This window comes from Nitrospira sp. SG-bin1, assembly GCA_002083365.1.
Lineage (GTDB): Bacteria > Nitrospirota > Nitrospiria > Nitrospirales > Nitrospiraceae > Nitrospira_D.
The window spans coordinates 1-17706 of the sequence record LVWS01000030.1 but is presented as its reverse complement, the minus strand read 5'-3'; the positions used below and the strand labels follow the sequence as shown (position 1 = coordinate 17706).

Genomic DNA, 17706 nt, shown 5'->3' with positions numbered 1-17706 from the left:
ATCACGTCGGTGTATTCCGAACGGCTCGGCGACCGGGTCCGCCTCTCTCCACCGGCATCTTCCATCTTGGAACTTCGTTCCGTATCCTGTGCCTATGATCCAAGCAGACCGGCGATTCGCGATATTTCATTCACGGCACGAGAAGGCGAAATCCTCTGCTTGCTCGGCCCCTCGGGCTGCGGCAAGACGACCGTCCTCCGGGCCATCGCCGGCTTTGAACCGGTCCGGTCCGGGCAATTATTTCTGTCGGGTCGGTTGGTCTCCTCCTCCTCGGAGACGATCCCGACGGAGGAACGCCGCGTCGGCATGGTGTTTCAAGAGTACGCCCTTTTCCCGCACCTGCGCGTCGCCGATAACATCGCCTTCGGGCTCCACCACCTGTCACGGGCGGAACGGTCTTGTCGGGTCCAAGAAATGCTGCGACTGACCGGTCTCGAAGGCTTCGACCGGCGCTATCCGCATGAATTGTCGGGAGGCCAGCAGCAGCGCGTGGCGCTTTCACGGGCATTGGTGCAGAATCCCGTCCTGCTTCTCCTCGACGAACCGTTCAGCAACCTGGACCCCGATATGGCGGGCCGCATGAGGCAGGAAGTGCACGCCCTGTTACGGCGGATGAAAACCACGACCATATTGGTGACGCATGATCATGAGGAAGCGTTCGCGATGGCGGACCGTATCGCCGTCTTGAATCAGGGCGTGCTCGAGCAGATGGATACCCCGGAACTGATTTATCATGTTCCCGCCACGCGGTTCGTGGCTGATTTTGTGGGGCAAGCCGACTTTATCACCGGACAGATTCGACAAGGCACGGTGCATACCGAACTAGGCGAGTTTCCCGATACGCTCAACAGTGCCGAGGGAAGCGCGGTCGTCGTGATGATCCGTCCCGACGACATCCATCTGCTGCCCAACAAGTCTGCCGGACCTCGGATCGTGGCCCGCCAGTTCCGCGGCTCGGAAAATCTCTACACGATCCGCCTGCCTTCCGGACAAATCGTGCACAGCAGTGAAGGCTCCACCAGCGTCTACCAAGAAGGGACCGCCGTCGAACTCCGTGTCTCCGCCACGCACACGGTGCTCTTCGCCCCGGAACATCCCACCACCACTGAAGATGCGGCTGAGACGAATGCTTGCGCGGATTGACAGCTCCGGTCGGATCTGGCATGGATGCACTGGAACTTCGGCTCCCACCTTTCCGGTTTGAGCCTTCCCCAGATGAGAGAAGGAGTGTCGATGGACGCGCTGAAAGACACCATTGATTACGGAGTGATCGGCTTGTTGCTGGTCTTAAGCGTGTGGTCTGTGGCGATCGCCATCGAGCGCTGGCTCTTTTACCGACGAGTTAACCTCTCACAGTTTTCCAACGCACAACTGCTTGAAATGACTCTCACCAAACGTCTGGTGATTATCGGCACGGTGGCCGCGAACGCTCCCTATATCGGTCTCCTTGGAACGGTTCTTGGTATAATGCTGACATTCCATACGATGGGAACGTCGGGAACGATGGCCGTGAACACCATTATGATCGGCTTGAGCCTGGCGTTGAAGGCGACCGCCATCGGTTTGTTGGTCGCGATCCCCTGCGTCGTGATGAATAACGTCCTGCGCCGTCGGGTCAGCGAAATCCTGACTGAATATAAGGCACAACATGGAACGGAACATTGATCAGATCAACGTGATCCCGCTCGTGGATGTGATGTTGGTCTTGTTGGTCATTGTCTTGACCACCGCCACCTTCATCAGTACCGGGCAAATTCCCGTCAACCTCGCCAAAGCCAAGGAAGTGGGTGATCGGAAGGACGTCCCCATCGTCATTTCCTTGACCGCCGATGGGAATCTCTTCCTCAATGATATCCCTGTCCACGATGGAGGTCTTCCCTCGGCTCTTAGCTCCCAACCTCGCGAGTCGGCCGTGGTCGTACGAGCCGACAAAGTGACCTTGCTCGAAAAATTCGTGGCGTTGGTCGACGAAATCCGGGGTCTCGGGTTCCAACAGGTCAGCCTGGAGGTCATTCGCCTGTGACGAATGATTTCACCTCACTTGCCGACAAGCGGACAGGCCCCATGGCGGCGAGTTGGCTCCTGTCCTGTCTTCTGCACGGAGGAGTGGCCGTTATCGCGGTCATTTTCGTACAGCGCATGCAGCTGGCTCCGCAGGGCGAACCCTTCCAATGGGATGTGGCAATGGTGGCTCCTCTTTCGTCATCGTCGACATCCACCGTATCACCTGCGTCAATCGCTCCACCTACACCGAATGTTCGCCCCCCCACACGAACGGCAACTCTTGCTCCTGCCCCACTTCGGTCGGTCCAACCGAAAATACCCTCGCAGGTCGCTTCATCTCTTCCGGAACCGATCGCTGCTTTCACTCCCGAGCATCGTCAAGTACAGCCGCTCACCGAGTCTCATTCCCCGGATTTGCTTTCTTCAGTACCGTCTGATTCGGCCCCGCTCACTTCGTCGCAACTCAACTCCGTCCTATTCACTGATCCGGCCGCACCTGACAATTCGATAAATCGACTTGAATCACCGGCCGCCACGGATATCCCGCTCAATTCGTCGCCTCCCGCGAACGCTTCGACAGGAGCTACCGACCAATCCAAGTCGTCCAAAGCCGATTACGGCTGGCTCACCGCGCTCATGACGAAATGGATCGAGGATCTGAACAAACGCTACCCGGTCACGTTACGGACCGACGGCGTGCAGGGGAAGGTCACGCTGGCCGCGATGCTCCACGCGAACGGATCACTGAGTGATGTGCATGTCGTGGGAAGTTCGGGCAATACAACGCTCGACGAGGTCGCCTTGGAAGATGTACGAAACGGCCCTTCTATCAAGTTTTCTCGTCCGCTGGGGCGCTCGGAAATGCCGGTGAAGTTCTCGATCAGTTATGATCTGAAGGCGGCACGGTAGTCGCAGACGAAGCCGTACAGTCCTGCTGCCTCCAATCGCGCAACACCTCGGTTTGATCGAACGTCAAGACATAGGCCCAGCAGCGAGATGACGGAGCATAGCCTCCATATCCGGTCGTCCCGCTTCCCCGATCAAAGTAGGTCCAGACGGAGCGACCGTCGGACAACTTGTCCACTCTATGCGGGGTGCCGTACCGGCGCGCCACTACATCCTGAGTCACTTGATCCACTTTACTTTGAAAATATCCGGTTTCGATCTGTCCACAAGCGGACAGCACGGCCAACCCAATAGCCGACACGGATCGCGAGCGTCGGAGGATCCTCTTCATCGTGATATACCTCCCCTCGTATTCCCTCTATCAAAAAAAGATGAACGCCTATTTATGGTAGGCGCAACCGATCGCGCAGTCCGGATGATACGGTCATCTTTCCTCCATTATCGATGATGATCGCCTCAACATGCGGCAGACGCTCGACCAACGCCATTCCCTGTTCCGGCCCCAGCACGAAAATTCCGGTATCCAATCCATCGGCTAACGTGCCCTCCTTGGCAAGGACCGTGACGCTCTGGCACGCACGCGCCGGCTGCAACGTGTGTGGGTCCAAGATATGATGATACCGGACTCCATCCCGTTCAAAGAACCGTTCGTAGTCGCCGGCCGTTGAAATTGCTTCATCTCTCACATCGATCACGGCGATCAACGTTCCCTCCTGGCGTGGGTGCCTGATGCCCACGGGAAACCCTCTTCGTTCCGGGAGGGCACCGAAGGTCTTGATATCCCCCGATAAAGCGACGATCCCGCCTGTCGCGCCTGCTCGCTTCATCTCCTCTACCGCCCGATCGGCCGCATACCCCTTTCCTATTCCACCAATATCGATGCGCATTCCCTTGTACGGCAGATAAATCGTGCGGTCCTCTGTATTAACTTGAATACGAGTCCAATCGACGAGCGGCCTTAGCCTTTGCAATTCCTTTTTGTCGGGAATGTGCTGCCCTTCAGTCACGCTCCAAGCGTCAACGGCAGGACCTAAGGCGATATTCAACCCGCCATGAGTGAGCTGTGCTATTTCCAATGACCGAGTCACCAGCGCAAATGTTTCCGAACTCACCTGCACCGGTTGACGACCCGCTTCGGCGTTCACTCGTGACAGCTCGCTGTCGGCGCGCCAAGTGCTCAGTAATTGTTCGAGCCGCTTGATTTCGTCGAACGCGGCCTGTACGGCCCGCTCGCTCGCGCTTTTGTCGTGAGCCACGGCCGTCACCGTCACGAGAGTCCCCATGTGGAGTTGGGCTCGCTTCGAGACAACGGGTGTCGGCACATGTTGCGGTGTCACACAACCAGCCATCATGGCGATGAAGAGACAGAGTACGTTTATAGAAGTGACAGGGAACGGGGGCGTCTCCATGTCTGCAGTGTCCTTACCACCAGTGCCGCCGAAAATACCTCGGATACCGAGGATACGGCATGACTTCGTAGAGCCTCGCTTCCACTTGTGCCGGCTGCGGAAGTGCCTCGACCATGGAGCGCCCATCGAAGGTCGGATACTGGTGACTGAGAAAGTCACGCACCCCTGACTCTTCTGCTTGGCCAGCGACGACAGAAGCCACCATCATCCGCCCATAGCGCGGCGAATCGATTCCGAACCTCCAGGTCCCCACATGGGTAATGGCCTTGGCATTTACGGAAAAGGTCATGTCCAAGTTCGCCATGGACATGAACGGGCCTTCGCTGATCTGTACACGAGTGAGCCGATACTGTCCGTCCGACAAATCAATCACAAAGTATTCGTCATGTGATTTGATTTCCACCTGAAATCGCTTGCCAGACACTCGGTCTTCAAGCTCTAAAAACCGCACTTCAGGTGGATACCGCCGAGAGGTCTCACCGGTCAAGACGGTTACGACTCGCCCGACCACCACGCTCGTCGCGATCTCGGTCGGATCCACTAGAGACGGCAACTCTGTCACACAGCCTCCCACGCTCAGGCTCACGGACCACAACAACGCTCCGTGGAGAATCCCGCGCTTTCCCTTCATCGAGAAATGATGCCGACTCCTACACAACACCGGGAAGGCTCCTCACTGAAATAATTCCTTGACACCCAGCTATTGGCTAAGATATTAATAATCGTTCTCAATTTCATTATAACCGTTCGTGAAGCGTCATGGCTATCGCAAAAGCTCCTTCGTTGGAACATTGCCAAGCTCTTGAAACCCGTTGTGAATGCGGGCAGTTGATCGCCAAAGTGTGCGGGCAAGGGTTGGAACTGAAGTGCAAGCGATGTAAGCGCATGGTCATCATCCCCTTCTCTTCAATCGAAGGCTGGGGAACGACTTCTACCTAACATCCTATCAGCAAAGGAGGCACATTTTTATCCATCGCATTACGTACGTTTCATTGATCTGAAGACCAGAGACCGTCGAGTCCCGAGTCAGACCACAACATTATTCTTAGATGGAGGATACCGATGAAGATGCGGTCAATCCTCGGGGCTCTGGTCATCATCAGCTTACCGGCCATGCCGGTTTGGGCGGAAAACTTGACCCCGGAGGAAATCAAGAAACTAGTGGATGAAGCGGTTGAAAAACGTTTGCAAGAACGCGACCGGCACCAGGCGGAACGGCAAGGCCCAACCGAAGCAGGTACGGGGTTGCCTTCCTCTCCTCCTGGGCCCAGGGAATATCCGGGGATTTAGTTCAACCGGTTCAGGAAAATTGATTTATGCCAAGCCGTTCTTGAGCGCGCCGAAAGCCACCCTCGGCGGTTATGCAGACGTGATGTACAACATTCTCTCTCGCCAAAATTTGGACAATCCCAGCCGTAACAGCTTCGGCCAACAGCGGTTGGTGCCCTTTATTTTTGCGGACATCACCGATCGGATCAAATTCGCGACGGAAATCGAGATCGAACGCGGGGGGACCAATTCACCGCAAGGGGATGGCTCGATTCAGGTCGAATTTGCCCAATTGGACTATCTGGTGGATGAAAGAATCAATCTCCGAGGCGGCATTCTGCTCATGCCGGTCGGGAAGTTCAATTTGCTCCATGATTCGCCGTTGAACGATCTTGTCGATCGGCCGATGGTGTCGCGAATCATCATTCCGAGCACCTGGTTCGAAGCGGGTGCGGGGATCTATGGAACGTTCTACCCGACGACTCTCTCGAAGGTCGACTACGAACTCTATGCGGTCAACGGCATGACCCAAACCGCCGGTGCGCTGACGGATTTGGGAGTCCGAAATGCGCGCGGAAGCGTCTCCCGAGACCGCGATGACAGCAAGGCCATCGTCGGTCGTCTTGCCTTTAGTCCGATGTTGGGTATTGAAATCGCCGGGTCAGGGTACCACGGGCAATATAAGCCCTCGACCGCCACGGTCGGCTCGGGCAACATCGATATCTTCGCGGTGGATTGGACATTGCAGCGTGGACCGTGGGAACTCATCGGTGAAGCGGCCTGGGTCAGAATCAGCAACAACAACGCGACCGGGGTGGCCGGCAATCCGATCGGACCTGCCGGTATGTTCGGCTATTATATCCAAGGAAACTATCACTTCATGCCTGAGTTCCTGAAGCGGCTGGCGCCCAGCCATTTCTCGGAGGCGTCGACCTTTACGGCGACGATTCGCTGGGAACAAGTCGATACCGATACGGACAATCGCACCATCAATCCCGCAAACACGTTGGGAAATCGGCGGGAGTTGGATCGGTTGACCGTGGGTCTGAACTTCAGACCGATCGAAGATACGGTCTTCAAAATCAACTGGCAGCATAACACTCAGAACGGCGCGGTGGGACTGACCCCCGCAGGAGATTTAGGCACCGCCAGTAGTCCGATGGACGGAGACGGGTTTCTGTTTCAAGCAGCCACATACTTCTAAATTGTACGGCAAGGAGGAGGCTCCCCGCCTGACCGGCGGGGAGCGCATGACATGACAAGGTTCCCACGAATAGGCTTGCAGATTCTTCCGCTCCTTCTGCTTGGAAGTTTCGGAGGCTGTGCGTTGATGACCAGCGGCATGCATCAACGGCTTGCCGTCTGTAGCTACGATCATGCGTGGGACGCAGCCATCGATGCCGTGAAGGATCGCTCGACCGATACGAAAGACAAAGACACGGGGCTGATCGTAACCGAATGGCTTGAAGTTCCGATGCCGGGACGGACCTATGGTGCTTTTCGCCGAGATATCCCGGACAGCAGAGACCGTTCACGCCTCACGTTAAAAGTGAAGCGCCTGGAGGATATGACCAAGATCTCGTTCATCGAAGAGCGACAACGCTGGGCGTTCCGTGGGGGTTCGCGTCTCTTCGGCTGGGCTCCCACGGATCCTTCTGAGCAAGTCATGCGCGACGTGCAAAATCGTCTTGATACCAAACTGCAGGAGCACGGATGTTCAGTCACCTAACAATCGTATCAGGCCTCGCAATTGGAGCGACACTCTGGCTAACCAACCCCACACCCGCCGGAGCCGAAAAGGTATGGGACAACGATCTTCGCCGATACCTGACCGAAGACGAGCTCAACCATGCCGAGGTCTTCTTGTCCGAAGAAGAGGCCGTGAAGATCGTCTTGCCGAAATCCCAGCGCATTCGCAAGGAAGTGATCCAGCTCACGCCAGACAAGAAAGATCTCATCGAGCAACGCATCGGGTGGAAATTTCCTGAGCAAGCCTTCGAAGTCTACATCGGCGAAACGGGTGATAAGATCGACGGCTATGCCGTGGTTCATAACACGATCGGAAAACACAAACACATGACCTACATGGTCGGTGTGGATGCGAAAGGGTCCTGCTCAGACGTCGAACTGCTGGTATTCCGCGAGGCCAGGGGGAGCGAAGTCGGCCGGAAACGATTCAACGTGCAATTTGAAGGCAAGACCGTGTTGGATCCTATCCGCATCAACAAAGACATCATCAACATCACCGGCGCCACCATGTCTGTTCGTTCCATGAGTGCCGGGATTAAACGCGTCCTCGTGCTGATCGACGAGTTCTATCTGAAGCCCGCCGGGATCGGCAGCGATACGTTGGCCGCGAAAAAGGACAAGGGGTTTCTGCCATCGATATTCGGAAACTAGCAGAAGCGGACCCAGCGTCCCAGGCATGCGAAACTTCAACCAAAAATTCAGGCTGCGCGATTCCGATCGCCACATTCGGTTGCTCTACACATTGTTTTTGTTCTTGATGTTCGCCGGATTTTGCTTTTCGTTTTTTTGGGCGCATAGCATGACGGGACTGTCGCCGCAAGGCATCGCCGAGCATTATCGAGGTTCCGACGTCACCTTCGGTGAACCAATGTCGTTTCGAGAACTTGCAGAAATCACGCACTTTCACCTGTTTACCATGCCGGTCGTATTCATGATCTTGATCCACGTCATGTACCTGACCGGCGCCAGCCACACGCTCAAGGCCATCGTCACCTGGGCCGGCTTCGGGGGCGTGATGCTCGATCTTGCGTCGCCCTGGCTGATCAGCTACGTCTCGCCTACGTTTGTCCTGTCGATGTTGACGGGAGACATGCTGATGACCGTGAGTTTTCTGATCATGATGATCGTTCCTTTATATGAAATGTGGATACTGGAGCAGCCCTTGATGGGGGGGAAGCGACCACAAGAGTCGTAGGGGAAAACAACAGCCACGGACCCCGTTAGCGGCCAGCGGTTATTCGCCCAGAGCCCGGAATCACGCGAGTGGTTCCGGGCTTTTCGTTTTGGAGGAGGCAGCGCCATGCATGTCGACATTACGGATCGCATCGAACCCGCCATTGTGACCATCCAAAACATGCTCGGAAAGATCGATCGGCTCCATTTGCCATCCGCCTCGCGGCGCGATCTCGAAAGCATTCTGGTTCGGCAGGTCACGAAAGAACTGGACCGACTTCTTCCTTGGCAAGCAGGGCATGCGCAAGACACGACAGTGGTGGCGCTTCGAATCGGACAGGCAGCACACCTCGATGACGAGGCATTACACCAACTGAAACTCGGCGCGCTGCTCCACGATCTCGGGCTCCTCATGCTCCCACCTCGTCTTCAAACCGGGCAAGGCTCGTTCGAGCCGGATTCCTACGTGGCGATTCAGAACCACCCCCGGTTAGGGGCGACCTTACTCCAACCCTTTTCATTTCTTCGTGAAGCAACCGTCATGATCGCCCATCACCACGAACGGTGGGATGGTTCAGGGTATCCCTATGGGCTGAGGGGAGAATTCATTCCCTTCGGAGCACGGATCCTTGCCGTCGCTGATGCATTCGCCGCTATTCACGTCCCCGCAGTGTGCGTTCGATCCCTGCGGGATCACATCGCGCTTCGAATTCTCCAGGTGGCTTCGGGAACTCAATTTGATCCCTCTGTCGTCGATCTCTTGGCCGAACTCTTGAGAGAGCCGGAAGCCCTGTACGAAAGGGACACGACTCACCGGTAGCGCAGTCGGCGTACGACCTACGCCGGCATCGAAGTGGGAGCCCCACCTCTCCCACTTGACGGGCAAGGGTTCTCACCTCCCGAGGGCCCTTGCCTTCCTCCGGTGCAAAGCACGCATTTCGACTCGGGTCCGTGAGACTTGAGTTTGGTAACGATAAGGAGTTGATATCCACATGCCGAGCCCAATTAATTCCTATGCCACTCACATCACCAGGCTCCTCTTCTTTTTTCTTCTCAGCTTGGCCGCCTGTTCCGGCTCAAGCTCTGAAAACTCACCTCCTCCGATTGTCAACACGGGCACTCCGGGCGCCGAAGAGGCCGTCGGTGAGCGCTTGTTTCTCGAAACACGATTCGCCCAGGCGTTCAAAGTTTTTCTGGATAAGGGAGGCGACCTCAACGATCCGAACGTCGGCGACGGCATCGTCGATACGGTCGTCACCTTGGACGCACCGATCGATCCCGGTCCGTTCAAAGGCTTGTCGATGAATTGCCGGACTTGTCACTTCGTGGACGACGTTCTGGATGCGCCGGGAGGCGGCATGCGAGCCTATGCGGATTTCGCGCGCCGCAGCCCCCTTCCGGCCCGAGCGGACGGCAAAACTGTTGCCGCCCGCAATTCCCCTCCCCTCGTCAACGCAGCGCTCGATCGACCAGGCGGCGTCTTGTTCCATTTCGATGCCGAATTCAATTCAATGGAAGCGCTGGTGGCGGACACGTTCACCGGCCGAAACATGGGCTGGCTGCCTGGAGAACGCGCTCAGGCCATCGCCCACATCGCCCGGGTGGTCCGGTTCGATGATGGCACTGGCGAGCTGGCCAAGGAGTTCGGCGGAGCATCCTTCCGAACCCTCTTCGCTGGAACAGATCCCTTCATACCTGAAGACTTCCGGCTCACCTCAGACTTCCGCCTGGCGATCGGTTCCGCTACAGATCAGGAGGTGTTTGATGCCGTCGTCAAAGTCGTCGCCGCCTACGTCAACGGCCTTCGCTTTTCGCAAACCGAAGACAGCGGAGCATCGATCCGTTCTCCGTTCGATGTGTTTCTGGAGATCAATGGACTTCCTCAAGCCCCGGATCCCACCGAATCTCCGATCGACTACAGCAGGCGTCTGTTGCAACTCGTAAAGACGCGTGAATCGGCGGGGGCACTTCGGTTCGTCACATCAAATCCCAACAGAACCGACGGCCGATTCCAATTCCATACCCAGCCATTCTCGTTTGGGGCTCAGGAATTAGCGGGATTGAAGACGTTTCTGGCGGAACCGGCGGCGCTGCCTGCCTCGCCGGCCGAGCAGGCAGCCGGGAAAATCGGCAACTGCATCGCGTGCCATGCGGCTCCGAACTTTACTGATCTCAAAGCTCATAATACGGGGACGACCCAGAAGGAATACGACGAGGTTCCAGGCCATGGAATCGGCGCGTTCCTGAAACTGGCTATTCCGACCCTCGACACACGAACATCCGACGATCTTCCAGCTACTGAACGACACCCCGGAGCCACGGAGCGATTTCGCGCCGTGCCTTCTGCCGGAACGACGCGAACCGACTTGGGGTTTTGGAATGTCTTTGCCAACCCGGATATGCCCGGACCTCAAGCCAAGATCCGAACCATACTCTGCGACGATGAACAGCCCTGTACGGCGTCCCAAAGCGAACTCCTCAATCGGGCGATCGCCCGATTCAAGACCCCGGGTCTGCGAGATCTGGGGCATTCCGCTCCGTTCATGCACACCGGGCAATTCGACACAATGAATGATGTAATCGATTTTTATATCGATGTCTCGAAACAAGCCCGCGCAGGCACGCTCCGCAATGGCGCGCCCCAGCTCCGAGGCGTCGCTCTTAAGCCCAGTGACGTTACCCCGCTTGCGGCATTTCTGGAATCGCTGAACGAGGACTATCAATAGGCAATGACGGCTATGGACCACGGTCCGTACACACACTTTAAACAGGTGAACTCTATGAACCCGTCTTCCCATTCATGTTCATCCATCATGACCTGTCGGCGTTGTCACGAACCGATCTACCATCGCAATCCGCAGCTCTGGTGCATTAAGTGCCGGTGCTTCCAACGCCAACAGGGACAGACCAGAGGGCAGATACGGTCCCTCAGGACGCGACGGCTGAAAGCGTGGTTGAAAACTTTCCTTACGCCTAGCGTTGAAAACCATATGGGTGCGGGATGATATGCTGTGAGCACATGTCCAAGCCGGGAGGTTCGTCTACTCGGGAAAATCTGCCTCCGCTAGGACATGGAGATACGCATGGAGCAGTGGCGGTCCGAAACCTGCTTCCACCGATTGGATCTGTTCTAAAAGTCACTCGATCGTATATACCGAACAGCCAGACTAACATCTATTATCTTATCTACTTCTTGATCTGCTCCGAAAGAAACCGATTGGGACCGAGCTGATCAATCGCACGCAGCTGCGTTTCAAACCAATCGATGTGCTCCTCGGTATCAATGATCATATGTTCCAGAAGATGTCTTGTCGTAAAATCTCCGACCTTGGCACAGTGCACGATCCCCTTCCTGAGCAGCTCCGCATCCTCCCGCTCAAAATCCAGATCGGCTTGGAACAGCGTTCCTACGTCCTGTCCCTGTGCTATCGTATCAAGCCGTCCCACCTCCGGCGTACCGTTGAGATACAAGATATGGTCTATCAACCCGGCGGAGTGCTCCACTTCCTCATTCGCCAAATGACTGTAGTGTTCATGCAGCCGCTCGTATCCCCAATTCTTACACAGAGCCGCGTGCAACAAGTACTGGTGAACGGCCGTCAATTCGGATCTCAGCACCTGATTCAGAACCTCCAGGACGCCTTCTTTGGCTTTCACGATCTTCCTCAGGATTCTTTCTTGATTTGTTCGGCCAGGTAATTTTCTAGGCCGACTTGTTTGATGGTTTCCAATTGAGTTTCGATCCAGTCAATATGCCCGTCGACATCCTTGGCCATATCTTCAAGCATATGCCGAGTCGTAAAATCTGTGACCTTCGTGCAGTGCACGACTCCCTCGTTCAACAAGGCCAGCATCTCCTGCTCCGCCTTCAAGTCCAATTTAAATTGCTCGGGCACCGTCTCGCCCACCTGGACGGTGTTCATTCGTTGCACATTCGGGACGCCTTCCAGATAGAGAATATGGCCGATGAGTTCATCGGCATCTTTCATCTCATCGATGCTCCGTTCTCTTACCTTATGATGAAGCCGTTCGTACCCCCAATTTTCACACATCTTGGCGTGGACAAAATACTGGTTGATGGCGGTCAAGTCCGCCGTCAGGATTTTATTGAGAATATTGACGACGCCTTCTTTGGCTTTCATGATATCCCCCCTCCTTTTACATCGGACCAGCTCGTGTTCGTTATTATCATCACGTCTCCTCCTTGGCGTCAACCCAAGAAATGTATACATTTCGAGTTTACTTCTCAATTTCGATGAAATGAATTCTCAGTACCAGACGAACGCGTCGCCGCCACGGCAGTCGGCGTCCGAACCGGCTTGCTATGCGCAGCTCGACTACTTGAAAGAACAGTCCGCGGGGTGGTACATTTCCACGATCTCAACCATCCAGGACATTGATACTGCAGATGAAGTCATGAACAAGCTGGCCACCCGTTTCTGCTCACTCCTTTTTCTATTTGCCCTCATGGCAGTGTTCATTCCCGACCTTGCTGCCGCGCATGGGAACGTGTCGATTGAAGAAGACATCTGCGTGCGAAGAATCGGCGGGAACATGGTGCATTTCAGCGCTTACCAGCCGCAAATCGAGCCCAAAGCTCAGTACTGCACGGATATCCCGGATGTAGGTGATACCTTTCTCGTCGTGGACCTGGTCGATCCGAGCTTGCGTAACCTCCCGGTAGGCGTGAAGATCATCAGAGGGGTCAATGAGAACGAGCAAGACGAGGCCAAGACGGTGGCGTACTGGAAGCCGGTCTCTCATCCTGATGGCGTGGTGAGAGGAGAAGCCAGGTTGGACAAGGGCCTCTATAAGTTGATCATCACGGCAGAAGGGCTGAGCCCTTCCACCTATTTGCTACGAGTGCAGCAGGTCGACTATTCAAAACTTGGGCGCGCGGCACTCGGACCATTGGCGTTACTGCTGGTACTCGGGATCGTAGGGTACGAGCTTTCAAAATCGAGCCGTGTGCGGGGTTGGTTTGCGTCTCGCCGTCGTTCGTGAACAGCCGACGCCGCGTGTGACTATCTGAGCATTCATTTCACCATTCCAGAGAGGGATCTTTCATGAAGTCATTCGCATACCTGAAACTGACGGTTGGATGTGTCGTATTAGCCATGGGCGCCTTGGTGTCCTCACAGGTGCACGCTCATGGCGGGCTCTCCATGGCTGAAGACATGTGCAAGCTCACGGTCGGCCCGTACATGATGCATTTCAGCGGCTACCAACCTGAAAATACGCAACAAAAGCAGTTCTGTGAGGACATCCCGGCGACCGGGCAAACCATCGTGGTGCTGGATTACATCGAGCAGGAACTTCGTACGCTCCCTGCCGAAGTCCGCATCATCAAAGACACCGGTTCAACGGGTCCGGAGGACAATCTTGAAGCCATTACCGTCTTCCACCTTCCGGCGAAGGTCTATCCGAATGGCTCCATCGACTTTGCTTACACCTTCGACAAGCCCGGCAAGTTTGTTGGCATAGTCACCGTGGGCGACAAAAAAGAACATATCTCCAAGTTTCCATTCTCAGTAGGCGAACCGAAGGTCTTTTCCAAATTTCTAAATATCTATATGGTTCCAGTCGCTGCGGTCGTCATCGTCGTCGGGATTGTCTTTTTCATGCGCGACCGCCGCAAGCCGTCGCAAGTCGCGGCTTCCTAGAGGACGACGAAGACAGGACGGCTACGGATGATCAGAGTCCGGGGAAAAGAGGTTTAAAAATGTCTGGTCACTTTTTGATTCGTGCGTTGGGATGTTATTTGTTCCTGTGGGTCTTCGCTCCGTTTACGGCGTGGGCCCAACATGGACATGAATTGGCAGCCGATACGTGCGTGCTCCACATTGGACCCTACAAGATGTATTTCGCCAGTTACCAACCTGACACGTACTACGATCGGAAATTTTGCCAAGAACTACCGGGAACGGGGAATTCCGTTTTGGTGCTGGATTTCGTGGAGCAAGAACTTCGCTCAATCCCTGTAGAAGTGCGTATCATTCGGGATACCGGCTCGGAAGATAATCTCGAAGCAGTGACCGTCACCCATTTTCCGGCCAAAGTCTACCCGGCCGGATCCATCGACGTAAAATACAACTTTGACAAGCCCGGTAAGTTCGTCGGCATGGTCTCAATCGGCGAAAAACGCGAACATGTCTCACGCTTTCCTTTTTCAGTCGGAGAAACGGGAACCCTGTCACACCTGACGCACTACATCATGGTCATCGTGCCCGTTCTGGTCGGCATCGCCGTCGCCGTGTTTTTCTCCTTTCGGGATCGTCGCAAACCTTCGGGAGTTCCTGTGTCGTCACAATAGAGAACGGCGGAGCAGGGGGATGCTCGCAGAAATACCGAGCTAGACGGCCAGATGCGTCACGCTATCCGCGCTCTCATGGAGGACCAATGATCGGCTCGCCAGGCAAGCACACGTTGATCCGTTTCATCTTGGTCGTGGCATTTGTCCTGGGGGTCCCTGTCACATCGGCCTTCGCGCACTCCATGTTGGTTAAGGCGGAACCACCACGACGGGCCGTCCTCACCAAGGCGCCAAGTCAGGTGCGCCTGTGGTTCAACGAGAAAATCGAGGGGGACTACGCTTCCCTCACGGTCCTCGATGACAAGAAACAGCCGATCACCGATGTGAAACCCTCCCTGGTTCCTGATGACCACAAATCGATCGTCCTACCGCTGCCCGAACTGGCCCCAGGCAAATACTCCGTCAAGTTTCGCGTCCTCTCGGTGGACGGACATGTCGTCGAGTCGACGTTCGACTTCACCGTGAAGGGTGAAACACACAAGAAATGATCGAGGTCGCTAGCGCGCTGTTTCGCTGTCTGCAGCTGGCTTCCTCTATGCTGCTGATCGGTGGTTGCATTTTTTTAGCAATCGCCGAAGAGAAAGGTTCCGCATCCGGGCACACGTGGCCCGCTCGTCTGAAACAGACCTTTCCATGGCTCGCCGTAACCTTGTTGCTGGGATTGTTCGGTCTCCTCGCCGCGACAACGGCCCAAGCGACCGGAGTTCCTGAAAACGCCTGGAGTCCTCAAGCTTGGTTGGATTTCATACAAAAGACCCGCATCGGGTTGATTTGGACCCTGCGCGCTGCAAGCGCCCTCGCTGTCCTTGCGATCGTCCTGTACCTTCGGACTTCAGCCTCCGGACGATGGCGCTATGTTCTCTGTGCCACGGCGGCGGCGCTGCCCCTGACTCTCGGTGCTCTCGCGAGCCATTCAGCGGCCGAAGAGGAAGCGGTCTTGGCCACCGTAACCTATGCGTTGCACCTCATCGTCGCCAGCGTTTGGTTTGGCGGTCTCCCCGGCGTGATCCTCGTCGCCTCCACCGCCGCGACCGGATCAGCCGACGACCGATCCCGTGCCGGAGAAGTGCTGAGCCGTTTTTCAGCAATTGCATTCCCCACGATGATCGCCGTGATCCTGTCGGGCCTCGTCGTGGCCAATCGTATGATCGATACGAATTATGCCGGACTCGTCGCCACACCCTACGGCTGGTTCCTCATCACCAAACTCACGCTGCTGGCTATCATTCTTTTTATCGCCTCACGCGCGAAATCGGTCTGGGTACCGTCGCTGAAGCAGAGTCCGTACACGGCCGCAGTCGGAGGGAAAAAGCTCCGGACGGGAGTGCGAATCGAGTTCATCCTCGCCGTCCTGCTGGTCATCGTCGCCACATTGTTGGCCAACGCGGTGCCTGCCAAGCATGAGGTCATCGACAATTGGCCTTACCCGTTCCGGTTCTCCATCGACGCGACATGGGGCGACTGGCTCGTGCGGACGATCGTGTTGACCGGCCTCGTCTTACTGATCCTGGCCGGAACGGCAATCGTGCTCGGCCGCAAAAAGCATTGGGCCATCTCCTGGAGAATCGCCGTCCCGACAGTGCTGGGACTTCTAGGACTGGGGGCAACACTGTATCCCATTTCCGTGCAATCGTATCCGGAGACCTATCGGAAAACTCCGGTCCCGTTCGACGCCATCTCCATTGCCAACGGCGTCGATTTATTTGCCGCCAATTGCGTTCCCTGTCATGGCCCCCAAGCAAAGGGGAACGGCGTGCTGGCCAAGACCTTGCCGAAACAACCGGTAGACCTGCTGACCGAACCCCATACCGCCATGCATACGGCGGGCGACTTCTTTCATTGGCTGACGTACGGTCGATTCAACGGTATCATGCCGGCCTTCGGCGAGAAATTTTCGGAAGAAGAACGGTGGGACTTGCTCAATTTTCTCCATGCCAATTCCAGAGGGTATCAATCCAGGATCATTACCCCCCGTATTCTGCCGGAACAACCGTTCATGGCCACTCCGAACTTCTCGTATGCGGCGCACGACGGCTCAAGCGGCACGTTGAAGGATTTCCGTGGAAAGCAGAGTGTGCTGCTGGTCCTCTTTTCCTGGCCGGAATCACGCGCTCGGATCGAACAACTCCGTGCGGTTGCCACCGGGATCACCCGAACGAACACGGCCATCTTGGCAGTTCCCATGACCGATCTGCCTTCCGATGAACTGGTAGCAATCGTACGCGATCTGCCCTTTCCGGTCGTTACACAGGGCGCACGGGAAATCGCCAGCAGCTATACCCTGTTCCGAAGAACCCTTTCTATCCCGGACTTGTTCGGGGAAGGAACGCGACCCAAGCACATGGAATTTCTCATCGACCGATTCGGGTATTTGCGAGCACGGTGGATTCCTAATGGAGATGGACAAGGATGGGCGGATACGACCCTCCTGACACAACAAATCACTCAGCTCAACCAAGAGGGTGAAATCTTACCTCCCCCTGGCGATCACGTTCACTGAAAACCCTCCCTGGTTACCTCGTTACCCATCTACTTCCAGTCGCCCTGACACCACTAAGCATCCCTGCTGATATTGACTTCCAAGACCCGCAGGAGTATACCTTCGACCTCCCAAGCCGAACCACTCCTTGTGCGCTGTACGCAAGGGGTTAGGTGGCCTGTCGCATGATATTTTGCTTGACTCGTCTCGAAGCTTTGTCGGATACTTGCTCACCTTTTTTTGCGGGTCCTTCCACCAGGGGAAATACACCATCGTGGTGGGACCTTTTCTTGAACGTGGCTTTCGGTAGCTGGACACTTTCATTTAACACAAGGAGGTAGGGGACATGGCAGCTGACAGTTCGGGGCGAGGGTATGACATTTCGGAGTGGTATGACTCGAAGC

The 17706-nt window shown here is 55.8% G+C and carries 21 protein-coding genes; 16 read left to right on the top strand and 5 right to left on the bottom strand.

What is annotated here, in order from left to right:
• Positions 1–9 precede the first annotated feature (9 nt).
• The 4 genes from A4E19_19210 (at position 10) to A4E19_19195 (ending at position 2913) form a co-directional block, all read left to right on the top strand.
• Positions 10–1143 (top strand): ABC transporter, encoded by a 1134-nt coding sequence (locus tag A4E19_19210; GenBank protein ID OQW33924.1) that lies wholly within the window; start codon positions 10–12, stop codon positions 1141–1143.
• Positions 1144–1233: 90 nt separating this feature from the next.
• Positions 1234–1665 carry a TonB-system energizer ExbB gene (locus A4E19_19205; protein OQW33900.1) on the top strand — a complete coding sequence of 144 codons (432 nt, stop codon included), beginning with the start codon at positions 1234–1236 and terminating at the stop codon, positions 1663–1665.
• Entirely contained in the window at positions 1649–2023 is a 375-nt protein-coding gene (locus tag A4E19_19200) for a hypothetical protein (protein ID OQW33899.1), read from the top strand. The genes A4E19_19205 and A4E19_19200 overlap by 17 nt, the downstream gene beginning before the upstream one ends.
• Complete coding sequence (locus tag A4E19_19195; GenBank protein ID OQW33898.1) at positions 2020–2913, top strand: hypothetical protein; 894 nt, start codon at positions 2020–2022, stop codon at positions 2911–2913. The genes A4E19_19200 and A4E19_19195 overlap by 4 nt, the downstream gene beginning before the upstream one ends.
• On the opposite strand, the gene A4E19_19190 is transcribed toward A4E19_19195, so the two are convergent.
• The 3 genes from A4E19_19190 to A4E19_19180 all read right to left on the bottom strand — a co-directional run bounded on the left by A4E19_19190 (position 2885) and on the right by A4E19_19180 (position 4950).
• A complete protein-coding gene (locus tag A4E19_19190) occupies positions 2885–3241 on the bottom strand; it encodes a hypothetical protein (GenBank protein ID OQW33897.1) in 357 nt (118 codons plus the stop codon). The two genes, A4E19_19195 and A4E19_19190, sit on opposite strands and share 29 nt — an antisense overlap.
• A 52-nt stretch (positions 3242–3293) precedes the next feature.
• Complete coding sequence (locus tag A4E19_19185) at positions 3294–4193, bottom strand: hypothetical protein (GenBank protein ID OQW33896.1); 900 nt, start codon at positions 4191–4193, stop codon at positions 3294–3296.
• Positions 4194–4332: 139 nt separating this feature from the next.
• Positions 4333–4950 carry a hypothetical protein gene (locus A4E19_19180; protein OQW33895.1) on the bottom strand — a complete coding sequence of 206 codons (618 nt, stop codon included), beginning with the start codon at positions 4948–4950 and terminating at the stop codon, positions 4333–4335.
• Positions 4951–5381: 431 nt separating this feature from the next.
• Here A4E19_19180 and A4E19_19175 point away from each other — a divergent pair, with 431 nt between their 5' ends.
• From A4E19_19175 to A4E19_19145, 7 genes are all read left to right on the top strand, one after another.
• A complete protein-coding gene (locus tag A4E19_19175; GenBank protein ID OQW33894.1) occupies positions 5382–5609 on the top strand; it encodes a hypothetical protein in 228 nt (75 codons plus the stop codon).
• A 19-nt stretch (positions 5610–5628) separates the two neighbouring features.
• Positions 5629–6792, top strand: a complete 1164-nt coding sequence (locus A4E19_19170) for a hypothetical protein (protein ID OQW33893.1) — start codon at positions 5629–5631, stop codon at positions 6790–6792.
• A gap of 51 nt (positions 6793–6843) precedes the next feature.
• Complete coding sequence (locus tag A4E19_19165; protein OQW33892.1) at positions 6844–7317, top strand: hypothetical protein; 474 nt, start codon at positions 6844–6846, stop codon at positions 7315–7317.
• Positions 7302–7988 carry a hypothetical protein gene (locus A4E19_19160; protein ID OQW33891.1) on the top strand — a complete coding sequence of 229 codons (687 nt, stop codon included), beginning with the start codon at positions 7302–7304 and terminating at the stop codon, positions 7986–7988. Before A4E19_19165 ends, A4E19_19160 begins: the two co-directional genes overlap by 16 nt.
• Positions 7989–8013: 25 nt before the next feature.
• On the top strand, positions 8014–8532 hold the full coding sequence (locus A4E19_19155) for a hypothetical protein (GenBank protein OQW33890.1): 519 nt from the start codon (positions 8014–8016) through the stop codon (positions 8530–8532).
• Between the two features lie 105 nt (positions 8533–8637).
• A complete protein-coding gene (locus tag A4E19_19150; GenBank protein OQW33889.1) occupies positions 8638–9330 on the top strand; it encodes a hypothetical protein in 693 nt (230 codons plus the stop codon).
• Between the two features lie 172 nt (positions 9331–9502).
• Positions 9503–11236, top strand: coding sequence for a hypothetical protein (locus A4E19_19145; GenBank protein ID OQW33888.1), 1734 nt, complete (start codon positions 9503–9505; stop codon positions 11234–11236).
• A 460-nt stretch (positions 11237–11696) separates the two neighbouring features.
• Here A4E19_19145 and A4E19_19140 read toward each other — a convergent pair whose 3' ends face one another.
• Both A4E19_19140 and A4E19_19135 read right to left on the bottom strand, forming a co-directional pair.
• The gene (locus tag A4E19_19140) at positions 11697–12167 is read right to left on the bottom strand and encodes a bacterioferritin (protein OQW33887.1); all 471 of its coding nucleotides are present in this window, start codon (positions 12165–12167) and stop codon (positions 11697–11699) included.
• Positions 12168–12175: 8 nt separating this feature from the next.
• Entirely contained in the window at positions 12176–12652 is a 477-nt protein-coding gene (locus A4E19_19135) for a bacterioferritin (GenBank protein OQW33886.1), read from the bottom strand.
• A 274-nt stretch (positions 12653–12926) separates the two neighbouring features.
• On the opposite strand from A4E19_19135, the gene A4E19_19130 reads away from it, so the two are divergent.
• The 5 genes from A4E19_19130 (at position 12927) to A4E19_19110 (ending at position 17323) form a co-directional block, all read left to right on the top strand.
• Positions 12927–13514, top strand: a complete 588-nt coding sequence (locus A4E19_19130) for a hypothetical protein (protein OQW33923.1) — start codon at positions 12927–12929, stop codon at positions 13512–13514.
• Between the two features lie 62 nt (positions 13515–13576).
• Positions 13577–14173, top strand: a complete 597-nt coding sequence (locus tag A4E19_19125; protein OQW33885.1) for a hypothetical protein — start codon at positions 13577–13579, stop codon at positions 14171–14173.
• Between the two features lie 59 nt (positions 14174–14232).
• Positions 14233–14823, top strand: a complete 591-nt coding sequence (locus tag A4E19_19120; protein OQW33884.1) for a hypothetical protein — start codon at positions 14233–14235, stop codon at positions 14821–14823.
• Positions 14824–14909: 86 nt separating this feature from the next.
• Positions 14910–15311 carry a copper-binding protein gene (locus A4E19_19115; protein OQW33883.1) on the top strand — a complete coding sequence of 134 codons (402 nt, stop codon included), beginning with the start codon at positions 14910–14912 and terminating at the stop codon, positions 15309–15311.
• Positions 15308–17323 carry a cytochrome C gene (locus A4E19_19110; GenBank protein ID OQW33882.1) on the top strand — a complete coding sequence of 672 codons (2016 nt, stop codon included), beginning with the start codon at positions 15308–15310 and terminating at the stop codon, positions 17321–17323. Before A4E19_19115 ends, A4E19_19110 begins: the two co-directional genes overlap by 4 nt.
• Positions 17324–17706: the final 383 nt, after the last annotated feature.